Origin of the sequence: Methanocalculus alkaliphilus, assembly GCF_024170505.1 — an archaeon.
Taxonomy (GTDB): Archaea; Halobacteriota; Methanomicrobia; order Methanomicrobiales; family Methanocorpusculaceae; genus Methanocalculus; species Methanocalculus alkaliphilus.
In genome coordinates this window covers 111290-132572 of record NZ_JALJYG010000003.1, presented here as the reverse complement: position 1 = coordinate 132572, position 21283 = coordinate 111290, and the positions used below count along the sequence as shown (strand labels likewise).

Annotated in this window: 24 protein-coding genes; 15 read left to right on the top strand and 9 right to left on the bottom strand. The window is 54.2% G+C overall.

Features of this window, described 5'->3' with window-relative positions; genetic code table 11:
- Positions 1-5: 5 nt before the first annotated feature.
- From J2T58_RS03625 to nifS, 6 genes are read right to left on the bottom strand one after another with little or no spacing between them, the layout of a single operon-like run.
- Positions 6-845 (bottom strand): thiamine pyrophosphate-dependent enzyme, encoded by an 840-nt coding sequence (locus J2T58_RS03625; protein WP_253487496.1) that lies wholly within the window; start codon positions 843-845, stop codon positions 6-8.
- Entirely contained in the window at positions 842-2476 is a 1635-nt protein-coding gene (locus tag J2T58_RS03620) for a 2-oxoacid:acceptor oxidoreductase subunit alpha (protein ID WP_253487494.1), read from the bottom strand. The genes J2T58_RS03625 and J2T58_RS03620 overlap by 4 nt, the downstream gene beginning before the upstream one ends.
- Positions 2476-3213, bottom strand: a complete 738-nt coding sequence (gene fdhD, locus J2T58_RS03615) for a formate dehydrogenase accessory sulfurtransferase FdhD (protein ID WP_253487493.1) — start codon at positions 3211-3213, stop codon at positions 2476-2478. Before fdhD ends, J2T58_RS03620 begins: the two co-directional genes overlap by 1 nt.
- Positions 3210-3539, bottom strand: a complete 330-nt coding sequence (gene cutA, locus J2T58_RS03610) for a divalent-cation tolerance protein CutA (protein WP_253487492.1) — start codon at positions 3537-3539, stop codon at positions 3210-3212. The genes fdhD and cutA overlap by 4 nt, the downstream gene beginning before the upstream one ends.
- A 37-nt stretch (positions 3540-3576) precedes the next feature.
- Positions 3577-4005 carry a Fe-S cluster assembly scaffold protein NifU gene (gene nifU / locus J2T58_RS03605; RefSeq protein WP_253487491.1) on the bottom strand — a complete coding sequence of 143 codons (429 nt, stop codon included), beginning with the start codon at positions 4003-4005 and terminating at the stop codon, positions 3577-3579.
- A 5-nt stretch (positions 4006-4010) separates the two neighbouring features.
- Positions 4011-5192 (bottom strand): cysteine desulfurase NifS, encoded by a 1182-nt coding sequence (gene nifS / locus J2T58_RS03600; RefSeq protein WP_253487490.1) that lies wholly within the window; start codon positions 5190-5192, stop codon positions 4011-4013.
- A 111-nt stretch (positions 5193-5303) separates the two neighbouring features.
- On the opposite strand from nifS, the gene J2T58_RS03595 reads away from it, so the two are divergent.
- From J2T58_RS03595 to J2T58_RS03575, 5 genes are read left to right on the top strand one after another with little or no spacing between them, the layout of a single operon-like run.
- Positions 5304-6452: an LL-diaminopimelate aminotransferase gene (locus tag J2T58_RS03595; protein WP_253487489.1), complete on the top strand. Its 1149-nt coding sequence runs from the start codon at positions 5304-5306 to the stop codon at positions 6450-6452.
- A complete protein-coding gene (lysA, locus tag J2T58_RS03590; protein ID WP_253487487.1) occupies positions 6449-7750 on the top strand; it encodes a diaminopimelate decarboxylase in 1302 nt (433 codons plus the stop codon). The genes J2T58_RS03595 and lysA overlap by 4 nt, the downstream gene beginning before the upstream one ends.
- Before the next feature lie 10 nt (positions 7751-7760).
- A complete protein-coding gene (locus J2T58_RS03585) occupies positions 7761-9050 on the top strand; it encodes an OB-fold nucleic acid binding domain-containing protein (RefSeq protein WP_253487485.1) in 1290 nt (429 codons plus the stop codon).
- Between the two features lie 51 nt (positions 9051-9101).
- Positions 9102-10076: a DNA repair and recombination protein RadA gene (gene radA / locus J2T58_RS03580; protein WP_253487483.1), complete on the top strand. Its 975-nt coding sequence runs from the start codon at positions 9102-9104 to the stop codon at positions 10074-10076.
- On the top strand, positions 10070-10762 hold the full coding sequence (locus J2T58_RS03575; RefSeq protein ID WP_253487482.1) for a phosphoglycolate phosphatase: 693 nt from the start codon (positions 10070-10072) through the stop codon (positions 10760-10762). Before radA ends, J2T58_RS03575 begins: the two co-directional genes overlap by 7 nt.
- Before the next feature lie 5 nt (positions 10763-10767).
- On the opposite strand, the gene J2T58_RS03570 is transcribed toward J2T58_RS03575, so the two are convergent.
- On the bottom strand, positions 10768-11016 hold the full coding sequence (locus J2T58_RS03570; protein ID WP_253487481.1) for a PRC-barrel domain-containing protein: 249 nt from the start codon (positions 11014-11016) through the stop codon (positions 10768-10770).
- Between the two features lie 58 nt (positions 11017-11074).
- Positions 11075-11953 (bottom strand): CBS domain-containing protein, encoded by an 879-nt coding sequence (locus tag J2T58_RS03565; RefSeq protein WP_253487480.1) that lies wholly within the window; start codon positions 11951-11953, stop codon positions 11075-11077.
- Between the two features lie 46 nt (positions 11954-11999).
- Here J2T58_RS03565 and J2T58_RS03560 point away from each other — a divergent pair, with 46 nt between their 5' ends.
- From J2T58_RS03560 to J2T58_RS03550, 3 genes are all read left to right on the top strand, one after another.
- A complete protein-coding gene (locus tag J2T58_RS03560) occupies positions 12000-12986 on the top strand; it encodes an NOG1 family protein (protein WP_253487586.1) in 987 nt (328 codons plus the stop codon).
- A gap of 83 nt (positions 12987-13069) precedes the next feature.
- A complete protein-coding gene (locus tag J2T58_RS03555) occupies positions 13070-13246 on the top strand; it encodes a GTPase (RefSeq protein ID WP_253487584.1) in 177 nt (58 codons plus the stop codon).
- Positions 13247-13252: 6 nt separating this feature from the next.
- Positions 13253-13420, top strand: coding sequence for a hypothetical protein (locus tag J2T58_RS03550; RefSeq protein WP_301287463.1), 168 nt, complete (start codon positions 13253-13255; stop codon positions 13418-13420).
- Positions 13421-13469: 49 nt separating this feature from the next.
- Here J2T58_RS03550 and J2T58_RS03545 read toward each other — a convergent pair whose 3' ends face one another.
- Positions 13470-14372 carry a presenilin family intramembrane aspartyl protease PSH gene (locus tag J2T58_RS03545; protein ID WP_253487479.1) on the bottom strand — a complete coding sequence of 301 codons (903 nt, stop codon included), beginning with the start codon at positions 14370-14372 and terminating at the stop codon, positions 13470-13472.
- Between the two features lie 55 nt (positions 14373-14427).
- Between J2T58_RS03545 and J2T58_RS03540 the strand changes: the two genes are divergently transcribed.
- The 7 genes from J2T58_RS03540 to J2T58_RS03510 all read left to right on the top strand — a co-directional run bounded on the left by J2T58_RS03540 (position 14428) and on the right by J2T58_RS03510 (position 21252).
- Complete coding sequence (locus tag J2T58_RS03540) at positions 14428-14739, top strand: hypothetical protein (RefSeq protein ID WP_253487477.1); 312 nt, start codon at positions 14428-14430, stop codon at positions 14737-14739.
- Between the two features lie 9 nt (positions 14740-14748).
- Entirely contained in the window at positions 14749-15759 is a 1011-nt protein-coding gene (fen, locus tag J2T58_RS03535; protein ID WP_253487475.1) for a flap endonuclease-1, read from the top strand.
- A 39-nt stretch (positions 15760-15798) separates the two neighbouring features.
- Entirely contained in the window at positions 15799-16755 is a 957-nt protein-coding gene (locus J2T58_RS03530; RefSeq protein WP_253487473.1) for a phosphoribulokinase, read from the top strand.
- A 40-nt stretch (positions 16756-16795) separates the two neighbouring features.
- A complete protein-coding gene (locus J2T58_RS03525) occupies positions 16796-18259 on the top strand; it encodes a TrkH family potassium uptake protein (protein ID WP_253487472.1) in 1464 nt (487 codons plus the stop codon).
- Positions 18260-18322: 63 nt separating this feature from the next.
- Positions 18323-19138, top strand: coding sequence for a Ni-sirohydrochlorin a,c-diamide reductive cyclase ATP-dependent reductase subunit (cfbC, locus tag J2T58_RS03520; protein ID WP_253487471.1), 816 nt, complete (start codon positions 18323-18325; stop codon positions 19136-19138).
- Positions 19098-20147, top strand: a complete 1050-nt coding sequence (locus tag J2T58_RS03515; RefSeq protein WP_253487470.1) for a nitrogenase component 1 — start codon at positions 19098-19100, stop codon at positions 20145-20147. Before cfbC ends, J2T58_RS03515 begins: the two co-directional genes overlap by 41 nt.
- Positions 20140-21252 carry a nitrogenase component 1 gene (locus tag J2T58_RS03510; RefSeq protein WP_253487469.1) on the top strand — a complete coding sequence of 371 codons (1113 nt, stop codon included), beginning with the start codon at positions 20140-20142 and terminating at the stop codon, positions 21250-21252. The genes J2T58_RS03515 and J2T58_RS03510 overlap by 8 nt, the downstream gene beginning before the upstream one ends.
- Positions 21253-21283 lie beyond the last annotated feature (31 nt).

Sequence of the window (21283 nt, the reverse complement as noted above, 5' to 3'; positions counted from 1 at the left end):
TCCTGCTATCTCTTTTCAATTGCTCGCTGGATGAGTCCGGTTCTATCGAATACGCCCTCTTTCCCCGCAAGGACCCTCTCTTCAAATGTCGGTGCATCTCGTGAATAGAGAATGCCCAGGGGTATTCTTCCCTCTCCGGAATAATTCCACTCCCTGATGCGCATCCGGGCTGCATCCTGGTCTTTTGGGTCATGCCCTTCTGCCTGGTAGACATGTTCGTCATAACAGGCATGAACATCATAGAAGCTGGCGCAGACCTGCAGCACCTCGACAAATGAGAAGCCCTTGTGCTGAATTGCGGCTTTCAGAACCTCTTCCATCCCCTTCTTATCCCGTGAATATGAGCGGGCGATGAACGTGGCTCCTGCGGAGAGCATCAGATCAAGGGGATTAAAGGGATCTTCCTTCACCCCTTCAGGTGTTGACTTCCCGGCAAAACCCGGTGGAGATGTCGGGGTGTACTGGCCGGTTGTCAGGCCGTACACCCTGTTGTCATGGATGATGACGGTGATGTCAACATTCCTCTTCGCAGCGAATATCAGGTGGTCCAGCCCTTCTGCATACGCATCGCCATCCCCTGCGGAACAGATGATGGTGAGGGCCGGGTTGCCCAGCGATATTCCGGTTGCGACCGGAATACCCCTTCCATGGATCCCATAGAAGCTGTTTGTCTGCATATAATCAGCGATCTTTGCATGGCATCCGATACCGGAGACGATGACCGCCTCTTCGCGAGGAACCCCCAGATCGGAGAGGACACTCTTAATTGAATGCTGTATGGTGAAGTTCCCGCATCCTGGGCACCAGGTGTTCTGTGCCTGGCTGATATATTCTGCTCCCTTCATTCTATCACCTCCCTGATGGCAGCCTCAAGCTCATCAATCGTAAACGGCCGTCCATTGACCGATCGGATGTTCCGATCCGCTGGATAACCAAATCGCTGGATAAGCGATGCAAGCTGGCCGGTTGCATTCTCCTCCACGACGATGATCATTTCAGCCTTATAGAGTGATTCTGCAAACTGCATGATCGGGAATGGTTCAAGGACGATTGGCCGGACAACCCGGAGGGAGAGGCGTTCACCCACCTCCCGGCAGGCCTCCCCTGTTGATCCGAAGCAGACGATGGCAACCGGTGCATCCGGGATACCATCGACCCTGACACAGCCATACAGCCCCATCTCGTTATCCAGGGTTGCCCCTTTTCGTATCAGCTTGACCATCGCAGCTGAGGCTTTCCTCGGCTCCTCTGTTGTGATTCCATCCTCATCATGTGTATAGGAGTTCACCTTGACGACATTTCCCGGAACCGGCGGGGGACGGAATGGTGAGATGCCATTATCCGTGATACAGTACCGCCGGTATATCCCCTCCCGGTAGTGTGTTGATGGTGACGGTATCGGAAATTCCGGGTCGATATCGGTTGATGCCGGGTGCTCCCCGAGGTTTTTGTCCGAGAGGATGAATGTCGGGCACTGGAACTGCCATGCGAGGTGGACGGCACGTGCAGACCACTCATATGCCTCGTTCGTCGTCCCCGGAGCGATGACGATCCGGGGGAACTCGCCATGGCCGGCATGAAGGACAAAGCTGAGATCCCCCTGTGACGAATAGGTCGGCATCCCGGTCGAGGGTCCCGGCCGCATCGCCATCACGATGACAACCGGGACTTCGGCCATTCCTGCAAGCGATACCCCTTCATTCATCAGGCAGAACCCTCCACCCGAGGTTCCAACAGCAACCCGCTTCCCGGCATATGACAGGCCAAGCGCCATCGTGATGACGGCGATCTCATTCTCCGGATGGATGACGATGAGCGGACTCTCCCGGGCGAGATCGGCCATGGTATGGAGGATCGAGGAGGAGGGGGTCATCGGATAGGATACGTATGCGTCCAGTCCGCCGCGGATCAGACCGAGGGCAATCGCATCGTTTCCGGTCATGATCGGTGACTCCTGAGGTGTTTTTATCTCTATGGATCTCTCCTCTTTGCTCTCATGGTAGCCACGAAGGGCGAGGCAGATGTTTGCGTCCGCCCGCGATCCAAACTCACGCCGGATCGCCTCTTCCATGATCTCCCGTGGGACCCCGGCCGCACGACAGAATGCACCGACGATAACCGTATTTCGAGCTATTGCCGGTGCGTTCTCCTCTTTGACAATGCTGGATGCAGGCACTCCTATTCCGTCGGCTTTGGCAACATCCGCGTCATACACGATGACTTCTATACCCGTATGGCGTTGGATCGTCTCCTGATCCATGGCACAGAGGAAGTCTGGCCGATGAGTAATGCCTCCGCAATCCTTCTCAGCTGCACGTATCGTCGCAAAATTATGCCCTCCGCGGATGAGCGACGGGTAATCATAGTACATATACACCCGGTATCCAAGCAGGCCGGCGATCCTTGCGATGAGAAGACCACCTTTGTTGATCCCCTCCCCTGCCTGGCCACCGATACATACGGAAAATTCTGACATTATTTCCTCCTCTCTTCAAGACCGCTGACCCGTTCAGGATGCGTATAGACCGTAAACCGTCCTTCCCTGGTGAAGCAGACAAGCGTAATACCAGCCGCCTCCGCAGTCGCAATCCCCTGATCCGTGGATGCCGCCCTTGATACAATGATTGGTATCCCGGCATTTGCCACTTTGCCAACCATACCCGATGGCTGCCTCCCTGTACAGCCGATGACACAGCGGGATAGCGGGAGCTTGTTTAAGATCGCGTGTCCAACGACCTTGTCAACAGAGTTATGCCTCCCGATATCCTCACAGCGGATCGCCATCTCGCCCTCATAAAAGAGAACCGAGGCATGGAGTGCCCCTGTCTTCAACCAGACATCCGAGTCGATTGCAGCCCTGACATCAAGGATCTTCTGCGGGGTGATCTGCTGGCCGGATTCGACCCTGCGTGGGGTGAGCCTGTTTGAGTATCCGCCTGAGGACTCGAGGGTTGCTTCGTACTCGCCGGTCACCGGGGCCTCGACATAGATCCTGTCATCACAGACGGTCACCTCTTTGATACGATCCGCAATTCCTGAGCAGATGATGAATCCGGCCCCAAGTTCCCTGAGGTGATCATCGGATGCAACCATCGTCAGGAGCTGCTCATTGTTCAGATAAAGTGTAAAGCTGTCTTCACAGACGACCTGATCCTCAATTGTGGTGAATACATCGTTCCTGTAGAGAATGCCGGTATGGTTGATGAGTCTCATCCTGAAACCTCCGTTCTGACCCAGGAACAATACTCCGGATCTCCGTCCTGCACCGGAATGGCAAGTATCTCCGGTACATCATAGGGGTGTATCTCCCTGAGCCGCCTGAATAGCTCCTCTCTCCTGCCCGCCGCCGTCTTGCAGATGAGCAGCATCTCATCTTCAACCTGTACTTCACCCTCCCATCTGAAGACTGAGCGGACCTCCTGGATGTTGACACATGCAACATACCGTTCATCAACGAGTATCCGTGCTATATGATCAGCCTTCCCGGCAGGAGCAGTGCAGAGTACCAGTTCGATATCATCTCCATTCACGTGCATCATACCAAAAGATGCCGGCGGGGTTAAAAAAGATTCGGAATCAGTCAGTCCCGCAGCCGCTGCACCCGGCGCAGCTCCCCTCACCCTCGTCCCAGGGCTCAAGCCCCATCTTCTCGAGATAATTGTTGATTGCGGCATGTATCGCCTCTTCAGCAAGAACCGAGCAGTGGAGTTTCTGCGGGGGAAGCCCTTCAAGTGCCTCAGCAACCGCTTTATTTGAGATCTCCCATGCCTCCTCGAGGGTCTTTCCCTTGATCATCTCGGTTGCCATCGATGAGGATGCAACAGCTGCCCCGCACCCGAAGGTCTGAAACGATGCATCCTCAATGACATTATCACGGATTTTGAGGAATATCCGCATGATATCGCCACACTTCTGGTTGCCTACCTCACCGATGCCGTCGGCATCGGGGATCTCCCGCTGGTTCCGGGGATTGTTGAAATGATCCATCAATGTTTCTGAGTACATATGCTTCACCTTGTTCGCAGTTCTTTTGGAGTTAATGGTGACATATCCCTGAGTCGCTGGACGACCTTTGGCACGATCTCAAGGACATAGGTAATATCTTCTTCGGTCGTCTCCTCGCCAAGGGTCAGCCGAAGTGAGCCATGGGCCTGTTCATGAGGGAGGCCGCAGGCGAGGAGCACATGGGAGGGGTCAAGGGAGGCCGAGGTGCAGGCGCTCCCTGTTGATGCCGCGATCCCGTTGGCATCAAGGAGGAGGAGGATCGATTCTCCCTCGATATAATCGAAGATGATATTGACATTGTTTGGGAGCCTCTCGGTGGGATGGCCGTTTTGCCTGCTCTTTGGGATGCTCAGAAGCCCGTCAGTCAGTCTCTGCCGAAGTCTCTTCATCCTCTCTGCCTTCTCAGGCATCAGGGCTGTTGCACGCTCGATGGCAGCACCGAGGCCGACAATTCCGGGAACATTTTCGGTACCCGCCCGCCGCCTCTGCTCCTGCGCACCTCCATACAGAAGGGGATCGATCCGGAGACCACGCCTGATAAAGAGTGCACCCACCCCTTTTGGACCCCCGAATTTGTGTGCTGAGATGGAGAGGAGATCGACGCCCAGCTCCCTGACATCGACAGGGATCTGCCCGATTGCCTGGACCGCATCGGTATGGAAGAATACCTTATGCGCTTGTGCAATCTCCCCGATCTTCTGTATTGGCTGGATGGTTCCGATCTCATTGTTTGCAAGCATCACCGAGATGAGAATGGTATCCGGCCTGATTGCCTCCCCGACACTCTCCGGGGATACCATCCCATACTCATCCACAGGAAGGTACGTAATCTCAAAACCCTCCTTTCCGAGTGCCTCGACGGTATGCAGGACGGCATGGTGTTCAATTGCGGTTGTTATTATATGGCGCCCCTTCTTCTTATGCGCTGACGCTATCCCCCGTATCGCCCAGTTATCAGATTCCGTCCCTCCGGATGTGAAGAATATCTCCCGTTCATCTGCTCCAAGAGCTGCCGCGACCTTGCGGCGTGCCTCATCGATCGCGGTGCGCGAGGTTTGGGCAATCCGATAGATCGATGAGGGGTTCCCGAAATGCAAAGAGAAGTACGGGAGCATTGCAGAAACCACATCAGGGTGTGTTCTGGTCGTAGCTGCGTTATCCAGGTAAATTACATCTTTATTTTCCATCTCAGCCCTCGTATCATAGTATCTTCTGTTGATGCAATAACCTTTTGTCAAGAGGAATATACCTTCCACATCCGTGATTCTTAAGTACACCAAAAAAGAACAGTACCTCGTATGTACGCAAAACGCCTTGACAACCTTCCACCCTATCTGTTCGCACGCATTGATGAGATGAAAGATGAAAAGAGGCGTGCCGGTGTAGATGTCATCGATCTCGGTGTTGGTGATCCCGATCTCCCGACACCGCCGCATATCGTCGAGACCCTCTGCACAGCTGCCCGTGACCCCGCGAACCACCATTACCCGTCATACCTTGGTCTTCCGACGTACCGGGAAGCAGTGGCTTCATGGTATAAAGGGCGATTTGGTGTCACCGCCGATCCGAAGAGTGAAGTGATCACCCTCATCGGTTCAAAAGAAGGTATCGCCCATGTGCCTGAGGCCTTCGTCAATCCGGGCGACGTCGTCCTTGCGACCGATCCAGGATATCCGGTCTATAAGACCTCGACCCTCTTTGCGGAAGGCATCTGCCATCCCCTCCCCCTCCGTGAAGAGAACAACTTCCTCCCGGATCTTGCATCAATTCCAAAGGATATTCTTAAGAAGACGAAACTCTTCTTCTTCGGCTATCCAAACAACCCGACATCAGCCATCGCCCCCCTCTCGTTCTTCAACGAGGTGGTCGAGTTTGCCCGGGAGCATAACATCGTTGCCGTTCATGACAATGCCTACTCTGAGATCACCTTTGATGGATATACCGCCCCCTCGTTCCTTGAGGCGGATGGTGCATTTGAAGTGGGTATCGAGATGCATTCGCTCTCAAAGACCTATAATATGACAGGATGGCGCCTTGGAATGGCGGTTGGAAACAAGGAGATCATCGCGGGCCTTGGCAGGGTCAAGACAAATATCGACTCGGGTGCCTTCGATGCGGTCCAGCTTGCCGGTGTCACTGCCCTCACCGGACCCCAGACCTGTATTGCTGAGGCATGCAGCATCTACCAGGAGCGGCGTGACGTCCTTGTGAAGGGACTTCGCAGTCTCGGGTATGAGGTTTTGGCTCCAAAGGCGACCTTCTATGTCTGGCTGAAGGTGGATGACTCGATGGCGTTTGCCGCCCGCCTCCTGAATGAGGCCGGGATCGTCGCAACACCCGGTGTCGGGTTCGGGGCAAGTGGTGAGGGCTATGTCAGGTTTGCCATCACCCGGTCCGTGGAGCGGATCACCGAGGCGGTTTCACGTATGGAGGGGATGAGGCGATGACCCTCCGGCTCCCCGCCCATCTTTCCATCAGAAATGGCCATCTGGCGACCGGGACGCATGATCTCGTCGATCTCGCAGCACGGTACGGAACACCCCTGTATGTCATTAATGAAGATCATATCGTCTCAAACTTCGAACGGTTCCAGTCCGCGCTGTCAGCATACTATCCCGGAGTTCAGATCCTCTATGCCGCAAAAGCAAACGGCAATCTTGCTGTTCTCCGTGCACTTGCCCGGAAGGGTGCGGGTGCCGATGTCTTCTCCGCAGGTGAACTGACCCTCGCCCTCCGTGCAGGGATGAAGCCTGAGCGCCTGCTTTTCAATGGAACCTCAAAGTCAACGGATGATCTCAGGCTTGCGGTCGAGACCGGTGTCCGTGTTTCTATCGACTCTATTGATGAGCTCAACCAGCTCTCAAAAATCGCATCTGAAGCGAAGAAGACGGTTCCTATCGCATTTCGGGTGAACCCTGCACTTGAGGTGCCGACACACCCAAAGATCGCAACAGGTCTTGCAACGACGAAGTTCGGGATACCTGCCGGTGAGATCATCGCCGCATACACCGCAGCACGTGATGCACCCTATGTCATCCCTGTCGGGATGCACTGCCATATCGGATCACAGATCCTTGATGTCGAACCATTTGCCAGGGCCGCGGCTGTCATGGCGGATCTTGCAGGTGAAATAACGGCACTGGGTGTCACGCTTGAGTTCATCGATCTCGGCGGCGGCCTTGGTGTGCCGTATCACCGGGAGACCGACGTTGCTCCGACACCGGAAGAGTATGCCGCAGCTGTCATGCCCGTCTTTGTCGAAGGGATGAAGAAACACGGGATCTCACCACAGCTCTGGGTCGAGCCTGGCCGCTGGCTCCTTGCCGAGTCGACGGTTCTGCTCACCAGGGTCAACTCGGTGAAACGTGCCTTTAAGACGTTTGCGAACGTCGATGCAGGATTCAACCTCCTCCTCCGGCCTGCCATGTATGACTCATGGCATGAGGTGATCATGGCAAACAAGGCGGATCAGCCTGGTGAAGAGAAGGTGACGGTCGCAGGCCCCATCTGTGAGACCGGAGATATCATTGCGGAGGATCGGCTCCTTCCAAAACCGGTTGCTGGTGATCTCATCGCTATCCTTGATACCGGGGCATACGGGTATGCGATGGCATCCCAGTATAACGGACGGCCGCGATCTCCCGAGGTGCTGGTGAAAGGGGATAACGCCGAGCTTGTCCGACGGGGCGAGACGATCGATGATCTCTGCTCGACGATGCTGACGCCATCATGGCAGCAGGAGTGAGAGGTTCCCTGTGAGGTTTCACTACGCCCTTGTTGATGATATCCTCACCAGGGAGGAGTTCGATCGCCGGGTTGAGGAGAAGGCCGCTTCATTTGGTGGTGCCATTGATGAGACTGCTGCCGCACTCCTCGTGGTTGAGGATATCGGCAGGGCTCACCAGAAGATAGGGGCGATCACCCCCTCCCCCTCTCTTGTCTCCCTTTATGGCAGGGTGATGCGCCTCACCGAACCAAGAGAGTTCACGCGTGATGACGGATCAGTGGGCTGTGTTGCACGGGTGGAGCTGGCTGACGAGACCGGAAGTATCATCCTCATCCTCTGGGATGAGAAAGCAGCGGGTATTCATGAAGTTGAGACCGGTACTGTCCTTGAGGTGATAGGTCGCCCGAAGGAGGGGAGAAGAACCGAAATTCATGGCCTTGCCGTCCGTGTGACCGGTGTTGAGATCCAGATTCCGGTGCAGAAAGAGTCATCCCTCCCCTCGGAGGCTGATATTGATGCACGGATCCTCGCAATCCAGCCTCCACGGCACTTCTCCCGGAGAGACGGGGGTGAAGGAACCATCTATGAGGCGATCATCGGGGACCCGACAGGTTCAGCCCGGCTTCTTGGATGGGATTCCCCCCTCTTCGATACCCTCAGTGAGGGGGCATCCGTCCGGATAACCGGGGCAAAGCGCCGCTCGACAGATACCGGTGTCGAGTACCTCCTTGAAGAGGGATCAGGAATCATTCCGCTCGATCACGAGATCGGCGTCCTCCTGACACCACCTCACGAGGTGATGGATAAAGGCGTCTACTCTGTCCGTGGCAGGATTACTACCGTCCATCCGGCCCGCCCCTTTACCACGCGGAAGGGTGAAGCTTCATGGGTCCGGAATCTCTTTATCGAAGGTCCGCTGAGGGTTGTCATCTGGGGCGAACGAGCGAGGGATCCATTCTTTCCAGATGAGATGATAGAGGTCTACAATGCAGCGGCACGGCTGAACCGGTATGGTGATGTGGAAGTGTCTGTCGGTTTTGGGAGTGCTATCAGGGTTCTGCCGGAGGTCTCCTGTGATCTGGAGATTGAAGGGGTCGTTGTCCTCTCACCGGAAGGGACTGCCCTTGCCACCAGAGACAACCTGTATATCCTTGAATCAGACGATCTCCAGCTTGCCGGACGCTACCGCCTGAATGGGAGATTATGCGGGAAGCGGCTCATTGTTGATGAGGCAATGCAGATCGTCACTGACCCCGGGGCTCTCGGGGATCGCCTGGATGCGTCTGCTTCACTTTCACCCCCTGCTGTCAGGTATTGATAACCTCTCCCTGAGAATATCAGATCATATCTCAACAAGGAGTAAGAAGATATGGCATTAATAGAACTGGAAGATGTCCCTGGTATCGGCCCCGCAAGTGCAGAGAGGCTTCGTGAAGCAGGATATTGTTCCGTAGAGAGTATCGCAACCGCAACAACGGCCGATCTGGCCGAGGCTGCGGAGCTTGGTGAGGCGACTGCCAAAAAGATCATCAAGGGCGCACGCGAGATCGCCGATATCGGTGGCTTCAAGACCGGAACTGATGTCCTCCTCAAGAGGCAGGATGTTCGGAAACTCAGGTCATTTGTTCCTGAGTTCGATGAGCTCCTCGGTGGCGGGATCGAAACCCAGGCGATCACCGAGCTCTATGGGGAATTTGGATCCGGAAAGAGTCAGATCGTCCACCAGATGGCGGTCAACTGCCAGCTCCCGGTAGAATGTGGCGGTCTTGGAGGGAGTTGTCTCTATATCGATACAGAAAATACATTCAGGCCGGAGCGTATCACCCAGATGGTGGAGGGGCTTGCGGTCGACTGCGAGGTTGGAACACCCGAAGAGTTCCTTGAGCATATCCATATTGCACGGGCGCACACCTCGGATCATCAGATGCTCCTCATCGATAGTGCCCGGGATCTTGCAAACGAGAAGAGGGATACGGATAAACCAATCCGGCTCATCATCATTGATTCACTCACCGGCCACTTCCGCGCAGAGTATGCGGGGCGGGGGACACTTGCACCACGGCAGCAGAAACTGAACCGTCATATGCATGAGCTCTTCAAGCTCGTCGATGAGCATAATGCCGTCGCTCTTGTCACCAACCAGGTCATGTCGAACCCCGGTGTCTTCTTTGGCGATCCGACAAAGCCGATAGGTGGAAATATCGTCGGCCACTCGGCAACATTCCGGCTATATCTAAGGAAGAGCAAGGCCGGCAAGAGGATTGCACGGCTTGTGGACAGTCCGAACCTCCCTGAAGGCGAAGCGACCTTCATGGTCGAGAAGGCAGGAATAAAACCGTGTTAAAAGCCCTTGTCTGTGACATTGACGGTACACTGACCGATGAGAAGAGGAGGATCAATACCGGTGCCATCGAGACGATCCGCCTCCTCCTGGATCGGGATATCCCGGTCGTTCTTGCTTCCGGGAATACCATCTGCTTCCTTGATGCGGTTGCCCGGATGATTGGAACAGATGGTGCTGTTATTGGTGAGAACGGAGGGGTATTTCAGACAGGGTTTGATGGTGAGCTTGTTGTGACGGGTGACCGGTCGGTCTCCCTTCGTGCATATGACCGTCTTACATCCTATTATGGTGATCAGGGGGTGGATCTCATCCCGTTCAGCATGGATCTCCGATATGTGGATGTTGCATTTGCAAAGACCGTCCCGGTCGGGGAGGTGAGGGACGTCCTGGCCGATATCCCGGTGAGGGTGATCGACACCGGCTTTGCCATTCATCTGCAACCACCCGGCCTCTCAAAGGGAAACGCGCTTCTGAAACTTGCCCCCCTCCTCTCCCTCTCCCCGGAGGACTTCCTCGCTGTCGGGGACTCGGATAATGATATTGAGATGCTTGAAACTGCGGGGTATGGAATTACAATGAAAAATGGGAGTTCCGGATTGAAAAAAATTGCGAACTCTGTTACTGAGCGCTCGTATGGTGATGGTTTCTCGGATGGAGTATTATCTGCCCTTGAACGCTTTTTTTGATCCGATCATCTGAGCATATACCGGTCAACGACGATATAATCCTTAATATCTTTTACCGCTTCAAACGGAACGAGCATGCAGTTGTTATCCAGCTTATAGCTTGAGGCATCAAACCCGGATTCGGGGAGGACAACCAGGTTGATCACCTGGCCACTGTCAACATCAATGATAATATTTTTCAGTTGCCCGATCACCTTGCCGTCACTACTCATGATCTTCTTTCGCCGAAGCGTACGAGCAAAAGCCAACGTCATAGAAAGATGGTTGGTTGATAAGTATATAAATTATTCTCATTTTTCCAAAAAGAAGAAGTTACAGGGTGGGAAAGACACGGATAATATCAGACTGGGTGAGGATGCCGACGGGCTTTCCGTCATCAACGACGATCAGCCTCCCGATCTCACGCTCTTTAAACCTGCGTATCACCTCATACAGTCTTGTGTCACCATCAGCTTCAATGACATCGTGGGTCATGATGGTGCTGATCGGGGTGTCAAGGGGAAGATTGCGATCAATTGCCTTGACGATATCAGTCAGGGTGATGATCCCATGAAGCTCCTCTCCGACGATGACCGGGGCACCATGAATCCTGTGGCGGATAGAGATGGATATTGCCTCATGTATCGGGGTTTCAGGTGCCATACTGATAAGGGGCGTACTCATATAATGGCGGATCGACTTCTTTGGGAGTGAGGTCATCTCTGAGATTGATATGAGGAGCGCGCCCTGAATTTCGTCCCTGCCAAAGACCTCGCCGCGGATCATCAGTTTGTTGACAGGAGTCGGGCCGATGGTGATCTCTTCCCCGATGTTGAAGTTTCTGACATTTCCAATTATTCTGATGAGGGAATGGCAGAGATCCGGGTGGCAGAGGGTGGTGAAGTCGATCTCTGTCACTTTAATTCCTTGTATTATCTCCCCGTCCCGGGTTATCGTCACCTCAGCCTCATCGTCGGTCGGCTTAATATTCAGCTCCCGATATGCCTCTGCGGTCGGGTGATACCCTCCTTTTGGTCCGGGGACTCCGTCAACAAGACCGAGCGCTTTCAATGCCTGCATCTGGTTCCGGACAGTTCCCGGATTTCTTTTGATGATATCTGCAATATCATCTCCTTTCACGGGATGAGAATGTTGATGATAGAGGGAGATTAATGTTATAAGAATATCTTTCTGGATGAGTGAGAGATCCATAATGATTGTTCATTTATATACAAATAAATAGCTTGGGGATACGTCGCTGATGTTTGATACAATACCAACCGTTCCGACGGCAGATGAATTACTCGACAGGAGTTTCCGCCGTGCGGCAAAGAAGATGCGCAAAAAGAACAATAAGGATCGAGCAAATGAAGAGTTTGTCCGAGCAATCACCCAGGCTGTTCATGATAAACTGGTGGCAATCATCCAGTCATTCCCTGAATTTCATACTCTCCCCCCGTTCTACCGGGATCTTGTCGATATCCTCTTTGATATCGAGGAGATGAGGAAGGCGTTTGGTGCTGTCGGCTGGGCGGCATGGCATACCCGTGATAAGGGTAAGGAGATCGCAAAGACGATGCGGCACTCCCCCGACAGCCTTGCTGCACGGAAACAGGCTGTGGCACGGATCGCCTCGATGGTTCACCAGATCGATAAGGATCTGAGATTTTTGAATGATGCACGCAACATCCTCCGAAAACTTCCGGTCGTCTCCCCTGATGAGTTTACCGTCGTCATCGCAGGGTATCCGAATGTTGGGAAGAGTTCTTTCATCAGGCTCGTCTCAACTGCGACCCCGGAGGTGGCATCATATCCGTTCACCACAAAAGGCGTCGTCGTCGGCCACCGCCAGGTGACCCGGCGGGAGAGGATTCAGTTCATTGACACACCCGGCATCCTGGATACCGGCGGACGGGTCGAGAGGAACCGGATCGAGCGGCAGGCATTAAACGCCCTGATCTATGTCGCAGATCTCATCGTCTTTATCATTGATGCAAGTGCCCATTGCGGGTATGATCTTGAGACACAGGAACTGCTCCTTGAAGAGGTCAGGGAGCTGGCAAAGGTTCCGATCATTGTTGTCGCCAACAAGTCGGATTTAGCCCGCTATGAAGTTGAAGGGGTTCTCAATATGTCGACAGTGACAGGAGAGGGGGTGGAGGAGGTTCTGGAGGCCGCTCTTAAAGAGCGAACACCCTCGACCACTCCGATACCAGAATACACCCTGCCAGAAAACCTACGATAACCCCTCTTTTTTGATGCACGCAACATCCTCCGGAAACTTCCGGTCGTCTCACCGGATATCCGAATGTTGGGAAGAGCTCGTTCATACGACTCGTCTCAACTGCGAAACCCGAGGTGGCATCATATCCGTTTACCACAAAAGAGGTTGTCGTCGGCCACCGTCAGGTGACCCGCCGTGAGAGGATACAGTTCATTGACACACCCGGTATCCTCGATACCGCCGGGCGGGTCAAGAGGGGCCGGATCGAGCGGCAGGCATGAAACGCCCTGATCTATGTCGCAGATCTCATCATCTTTATCGTCGATGCACGTGCCTATTGCGGGTATGAGCTTGAGACACAGGAACTGCTTCTGGAAGAGATGAGGGGGTTGGCCAAGGTTTCCGCATCGTCGTTGCCAACAGGTTGGATCTGGCACGGTATGAAGGGGTTCTGAATATCAACAGTGACAGGAGAGGGGGTGGAGGAGGTTCTGGAGGCCGCTCTCAAAGAGCGAACACCCACGACCACTCCGACACCAGCATACACCCTGCCAGAAAACCAAGAATAACCCCTGCGTTTAATGGGGGAAGACCTGCCTGTGGTTTTCCAGAAAAGACCATTCTCAGGAGGACGAAGAGGCCGACGAAGGTTCCGGCGGCAGCTGCAATCGCCGGAACCGGGCTTTCAAGAAAGGTGAATGCAGATACGACAAGAATTGCCGGCATGATCGCATCTCCCATCCCCATAAGAAATGTACTCCTCTCTTTCTTTGTCCCTTCTCTTTCAGGTGTGGAGGAGATCTTCTCATATGTGCCGGTGAAATGTCGATCCTTTGGTATAATAAACAGGATCGGCATCTTCTGCTCCATCACCCCTTCGGCAAGGGTGATCATGTGCTTTGTCCGGTAGACAGAGATTGCATCATAGATGGCAAGGGCTGTAAGCAGTATGATAACCGGCATGATCGCAAGTGAGGCACCAAAGATTGCCGCGACACCTGAGGCAAGAACTATGCCGAGAGCATCGATAACATACCATCGGGGGAACCTGTACAGAAGCCCGATTGAAACTCCGGCAAAGAGGATGGCACCGGGTATGGTGATGATATCATCTCCGAAAAAGTGGTGGAGTATCGCAGAATAGACATAGATATAGGTGAGGAAGATTGCGCCACCGATGATCAGGCTGATGATATTCTGTTTTGCCGCGCGGATGAGGAGAAGGAGAATGGCGGTGAATGTCAGAAGGATGGCAAGGAAGATGAAGGGGTTTGCCATTGAATCGGGATCCTCAAATGCTGTTAATCCTGCCCCCTCAACAGGAGCTGCAAGAAGTACTCCGCCGATGATGACGGCGAGGAGGATGATCGGCATGCCGATGATGGCGGGTAGATTTCGCTGATCCATAAGAGTCTGCTCCGGATAGGTAGCTTAATTATATTGGTTCTTCTTATGGTAAAACATGGACGCTCGTGATTCTCTCTGGGATGGTATCCTCATCGTCGTGCTGGTCATTTCGACACTGATGCTCGTCATCCGGCTCTGGCATGATGTTACCATCGCAGTCGCAGCAACACTGATGATGCTCTCGCTGGGAGGTCTCTTCTTCTCACTCGGGATAAAGATACGCAGGTTAGAAGAGAGTATCATCTCCCGTGAAAGGATGATGCGGGTAAATCTTGAGGAGATCTCTTCAAGCCTGAACCGGAAGCATGAAAGAATTATTGAACAGCTTGGCGTCATCGTCGATGGTATGAACCGACGGTACCGCTAACGAATAGATATGGGAGTACCTATCCGCCCCCTCCTTGAAGGGTACCGCCATCCTGTCGGATGGGAAGAACTGAAAGGAGTGGCAGCAATTGATGCGCACAATGCACTGTATCAGTTTATATCGATCATTCGCCAGCCTGATGGAACACCGCTGAAGGATACCGAGGGGAGGGTCACCTCCCATCTCTCGGGCATCCTCTTCCGGACCGCTCATTTCCTTGAGAGGGAGATCAGGCCTGTCTATATCTACGATGGTGCTCCACCGGATCTCAAGGAGAAGACCATATCCGGGAGGCGCGAGGTGCGTGAAGCCGGCCAGGCGAACTGGGAGGATGCCCTGAGACGGGGTGACACCGAGGCTGCGTACCGTGCGGCAATGGTATCATCCCGGATCGATCATGCGATCATCGGGAGCAGTCAGCGGCTTCTTGATGCGCTGGGCATCCCCTGGATGGAGGCACCCTCTGAAGGTGAGGCTCAGTCCGCGGCGCTCATCGAATCCGGGGTGGCTACCTACTCGGTCTCACAGGACTATGACTCCCTTCTCTTTGGAGCATCGGTTCTTATCAGAAACCTGACCGTCTCCGGGAAGCGGCGAATACGGGGGAAGCAGCAGACGATCTCTCCTGAGCGGATCTATCTCCCGGAACTCCTCAACGGCCTTTCGATGACCCGGGAGATGCTGATTGATATCGCTATCCTCGTCGGAACGGATTTCAACGATGGCATCTATGGGATAGGCCCGAAGAAAGCCGAGAAGATTGTACGTGAAGGACGGTTCGATGAGGTGCTCAGGGAGAAGGATCTGGCATTTGATCCCGATCCCGTCCGGGAATTCTTCCTCTCCCCCCCGATCAACAGAGACTATCGGCCGGACTGGCGACCTCCTAATCCGGATGCTGTGAGGGAGATGTTGATCGAAGAGTATGGCTTCTCTGCTGATCGCATCTCAGGAGTAATGGATCGGATTGCCCCCTCCCGCTCATCATCCGGGCAGAAGAGCCTTGATCAATGGTTCTGATGCGAAAAGGCTCAATAATCAAGGGATCAACTATCATCTATGACGCCTGAAGAGTACCATACCGCGATAGCCAAATCGACCACCCCACTCATCATCGGGGTTGCGGGAGACAGCGGTTCCGGAAAGACGACATTTACCGATCTCATCCGGGTTATTCTTGGGCCCTCGGTTGTCGGGACGATCACCCTTGATGACTATCACAGATATGATCGGCAGGAGCGTGCAGAGAAGAGGATCACCCCGCTCCATCCGGATGCCAACCGCTTCGACCGTCTCGCCTCTGATCTTGCCACCCTCCGATCAGGAAGGGCGATATCCAAGCCTGTCTACAACCATGAGACAGGAACTTTCGACCCGGAGGTTCCTTTTGCTCCCCGAAGCATCATTATCATCGAAGGGCTGCATCCCCTCTTCAATGAGGAGCTGCGGTCATTGATTGATATCTCGATCTATGTTGATCCCGATGATGATGTCAAATTTGCATGGAAGGTCAGACGTGATGTCGGGGATCGGGGGTACCGCCGTGAGGAGGTCCTTGCAGAAATTGAAGAGAGAAAGCCTGATTTTGAACAGTACATTGCTTTCCAACGGAAATACGCAGATATGATCATCAGGATAGAGGAGAGCAGCTGCGCTTTCCCAGATGACCCTTCTCTCTACAGGGTCTCTCTCCTTCAGACCATCCCGGTTGGTTGTGTCCCTGCTGTTCCGTTTACCCTTGATCTCGCACGCATTCTCCCGTGTGCAGACGGTCCTTTCAGCATCGGATCGGGTGAGGTGCTGCTCGATGATCGCCGGCTCTCCTCCCTGACCCTTGATGGGTATCTCCCATTCGGCTTTGCCCGTTCACTTGAGGAGAGCATCGAGGAGCAGACGACAATCTGCGCCCTCCCCTTCTTCCCGGGGAGAACGATCACCCCAACGAACGTGGTTGCCCTGCTCATCGCGTGGCGTATCATCTGCAGGCGATGCTCTCTCATAGGAGAGCCGCTCTGACCGGTCAATCTATTTACGCTCGCCCGTACTATCTGATACAATGGATCGATGGGAGCACTTCCTGGTCATCGCCCGTGATCTCGGGGGCATCCTCCAGTTTATGGGGTTTGCCTCTTCGGCCCCGCTCCTGATCACATGGTATTTTCGTGAATGGGATGTTCTTGTGGCGATGGCGGTCGTCCCCATCATCTTCTTCCTCACCGGCAGTCTCCTCAGGAATGCACCCCCCTCGAATAAACAGGCACGCCTTTCGGTCTCTCTCAGCTCTGTGGCAGTTGTCTGGCTTTTTGCTTCATTAATCGGGGCACTTCCTTTCTATTTCGGAACAGGAATGCCTTATCTTGATTGCGTCTTTGAGGCGATGTCAGGGTGGACGACGACAGGCCTGACGATGATCACCGGACTTGATGATCTCCCAAAGACCCTCCTCTTCTGGCGATCCTTTATGCAATGGATGGGGGGTATCGGGATCGTTGCCTTCACCATCGCAATGGTCAACCGCTCAGGCCTTGTTCAGAGGGGTATGTACCGGTCTGAGGCACGATCCGAGTCTTTTCTCCCGAGTGTCGTTGATACCGGCATATTTATGTGGAAGATTTATATCGTTCTGACACTCGCCGGAATCGGGCTGGTGCTCATTTCGGGTGTGGGTCCCTGGGATGCGCTGAATCTTGGACTTGTCGCAATCGCGACAGGCGGATTCACGATGTATGATGCAGGCATCGCACAGTATGATAACTATCTGATGGAGCTCCTCCTCATCCCGATCATGATTGCAGGCGCCCTTCCGTTCAAGATTTATTTCTCCCTCTATTCAAAGAAAATCTTTACCTTCTTCCGGGAGCGGCAGGCAGCCCTGCTCCTTGCCATCATTGGCTGTGGTCTTCTCTTCATCACGCTTGATCTCATCTATCAAAGTGGCCTTGCTGCCTCTGATGCCATCCGTTATGGTCTCTTTATGACCGTATCGGCTGCAACAACGACCGGATTTCAGAATACCAACCCGGCGTTATGGCCGAGTGCAACCATCCTCTTCCTCTCGGCACTGATGGTCATCGGGGGGGCGGCGGGGAGCACTGCCGGCGGGCTGAAACTTGAGCGCGTGGTGATCTGTTATGAGGGGCTCATCTGGTGGTTCCGCCGCATCTTCATCTCCGGACGTGCGATTATTCCGTTCCGGCATGATGGGCGGAGCATACCGAAGATGGTCGCTGAGTATGAGGTCTCAAAGAATATGCTGATCATCGTCCTCTACTTCATCATCATATTCTTCAGCACAATCTGTATCCTCCTCTTCGAAGGTCCGGGATACGATACAAGCCATGTCATCTTCGATGTCATCACCGCTGCCTGCAATAACGGGATCAGTACCGGCCATGTTTCGGCTGATATGTCGGCAATCTCAAAGATCTTCTTCATTCTCCTGATGTGGATCGGGCGGCTTGAGGTGATCCCGGTCATCGTCCTCGTGATGGGCCTTCTGAAAGGCTTTGACCGGGCGTGACCTTGACAATCATGGTGGAGTTATCACAAGTTCTATACTCTTTTAGACCCAACCTCTTCTGTAATGAGACAGATTGCCCTCTATGGGAAGGGCGGTATCGGGAAATCGACGACCTCGGCGAATCTCTCGGCTGCATGGGCGGATAAAGGGCTGGATCTCCTGCAGATTGGGTGTGATCCAAAACATGACAGCACCCGGATGCTGATGAACGGGCGTATCATCCCAACGGTCCTTGATGTGATACGCGAAAAGCAGAAGGACGTCACTGTCCAGGATATCATCTTTCCCGGATACAGGGGTGTCCGATGCGTCGAGGCCGGAGGGCCTGAGCCGGGAATCGGCTGTGCTGGCAGGGGGATTATTGCAACCTTCCAGCTCCTTGAGAAGCTCGGAGCACTGAAAGGGGATCTCATCGTCTATGATGTCCTTGGTGATGTTGTCTGCGGTGGATTTGCAATGCCGATGAGAGAGGGCTATGCAGAGGAGATATATCTTGTCACATCAGGCGAGCTGATGTCCCTCTATGCGGCAAATAATATCGCAAAGGCAATCGCCCGCCTCAGCGCCAATAAGCGGAGCAGTGTCCGTCTTGGCGGCGTGATCGGTAATGGCAAAAATATTCCCGATGAGGAGGATCTCGTCAGTGAATTTGCTCAACGTATCGGATCCCGGATGATTACGTTCATCCCGCGATCCCCGACGGTCCAGCAGGCCGAGCTGAACAAGAAGACTGTCGTCGAATATGCCCCGGAATCCTCTCAGGCAGAGGTGTACCGGCGCTCTGCTGATATCATTCTTCAAAATACGACATTCACTATTCCAACACCACTCTCGATGGATGATCTTGAATCACTCGCATACCGATATCTCAAGGAATGAAGGGTGCACACTAACCGGTGCCCTCTCCGTCACCTGTTTTCTGCAGGATGCCGTCACGGTGATACATGGCCCGGCCGGCTGCACCCATCATAACGCCTCCCTTCTCCATGCGTCACTGGCCGAGAACGACTGCTCTGATATACCCCTCCTTGTATCAAGCAATGTCAGCGAAGAGGAGGTGATCTTCGGTGGTGAAGGGGCATTGATGCAGGCGATCCGTTCAGCCGAATCCTACAATCCCTCCCTCATCTGTGTCATCTCCACCTGCATTGCAGATACAATCGGTGATGATACGGCTGCTGTCTGCAGGGAGAGACGGGGGATTCCGGTTGTTCATATTCCAGGATCCGGGTTTCTTGGTGGCGGCTTCTCTGATGGCATACACAACGCCCTTATGCGTCTGATGGATCTCTCCTCTCCTGATATCTCCTCCCCGGATGACAGTATGATGATCGTCGGTGAGAAGAATCTTGAATATGAGGCGGAAGAGAACTATGCTGAGGTTTCCCGCCTCCTCTCTCTCCTCGAGATCGACTCCGGCCTCAGGTTCGTCAGGAGGATGCCTGCGAATGACTGTTCCCGGATCAGTTCAGCCCGTTATGCTATCCTGCGTGATCCCTCACTGTATCCGATAGGATCTGCACTATCTTCCCGCTTTGGAACGGGCATCATCTCTGGTTTTCCCATCGGGCTGGAAGGGAGTCTCCGGTTCCTTCGGCAGGCAGGTGAGGTCACCGGGATCGATTCATATGCCGCCATCCGGGATGAAGAAGGGATGCAGGAGGATCTTGTGGCGTCATTTTCTGATCTCAGAGGGATCCCGGTCTCGATTAATACTTCTCTGGCAGATCCCGGTGTGCTGGGGGCTGCCCGCACTGTCATGAACTCAATCGGGATGGTGGAGGAAGAACCGGGGATCCCCATCCCGCTCCCGTTTGATCCACCCGTTGGAACCACCGGTATCCGGCGGATGCTTCAAAGCTGGCGGAGGTGCATCTCGCGTGCCTGAATGTATTAATCCCATCTGGCCATGTGCCCTGACAGGGGCTGTCGCATTCCTCGCCGGCTATACCGGGATATCTGTTGTGATCCATGGGTCGAGTGGCTGTTATTATTATCCGAAATCCCTCATCAGAACCCCCCTCTATGGATCGTTCATCCTTCATGACGAGGTCGTCTTTGGAACCGGGGAGCGGCTGCGCTCAGTCGTTTCGGATGTATCAAAAAGGGGCGGGCGGGTCGCGGTCGTCAACTCCTGTGTTCCGGCCCTGATGGGTGAGGATCTCGCCCCGTATCTTGACGGCTACTCTGCCCTCTTCGTTGACGCACCAGGATTTCTTGGCGGGGTCGAGTCCGGCTATCGTATCGCCGGAGAGGCACTGATGAGCGAGGCGGCGATAACTGCAGATGGGGTGAATATCGGGGGTGTCTGCCTTCTTGATCCCTTCTGGCGGGGTAATCTGCATGAGGCAGGGAGAATGCTTGCACGTGCAGGTATTCCCGTCGGCACCGTTGTCGCAGCTGATCATATCGAGGCGATCTCCCATGCAGCCCCGCTGACGGTAACGGTCAATCCCGATTATCCCGCGATCATCGGCGAGGACTCCGGGTCACTCCTCGGTATATCAGCATGCAGCGATACGATCATGCAGGTCGCAGAGAGGGTACCGGGTGCAGATCCCTCCCCTCTCCTGGATGAATGCAGACTGGCTGAGGAGCGTGCCATCGCCGCATGTGAGAAATACCTGAGGCGGCATGATCCCCCGGTTGCCGCCATTGCCGCACAGGCGGGATACGCTTCGTTCTTTGATGATATCCTGAGAACGTATCTTGGAGCCGGCTCCTCACTCATCCTTCCAAGAAATGACTCATCAGGCATTGCTGTAACAGACTATGCCGCAATCGCAGATGCCCTCTCGTCTGATGAGTATACTCTGATCCTCGGATCAAGCTACGAGCATCAGATGCAGCCCTGTGCGGCATTCGTTGGTATCACCCCTCCACAGAGGGGGAGGGTGATCCTTGGAAGCCCGCCCCTTGCAGGCATTGAGGGGATGCTCAATGGGGTTGAGATGATCCTCAACGCCTGCATGGACCGGAAGAAAAAATTCTGATTCAATCCGGCGAATGAGACGGGATGACCCC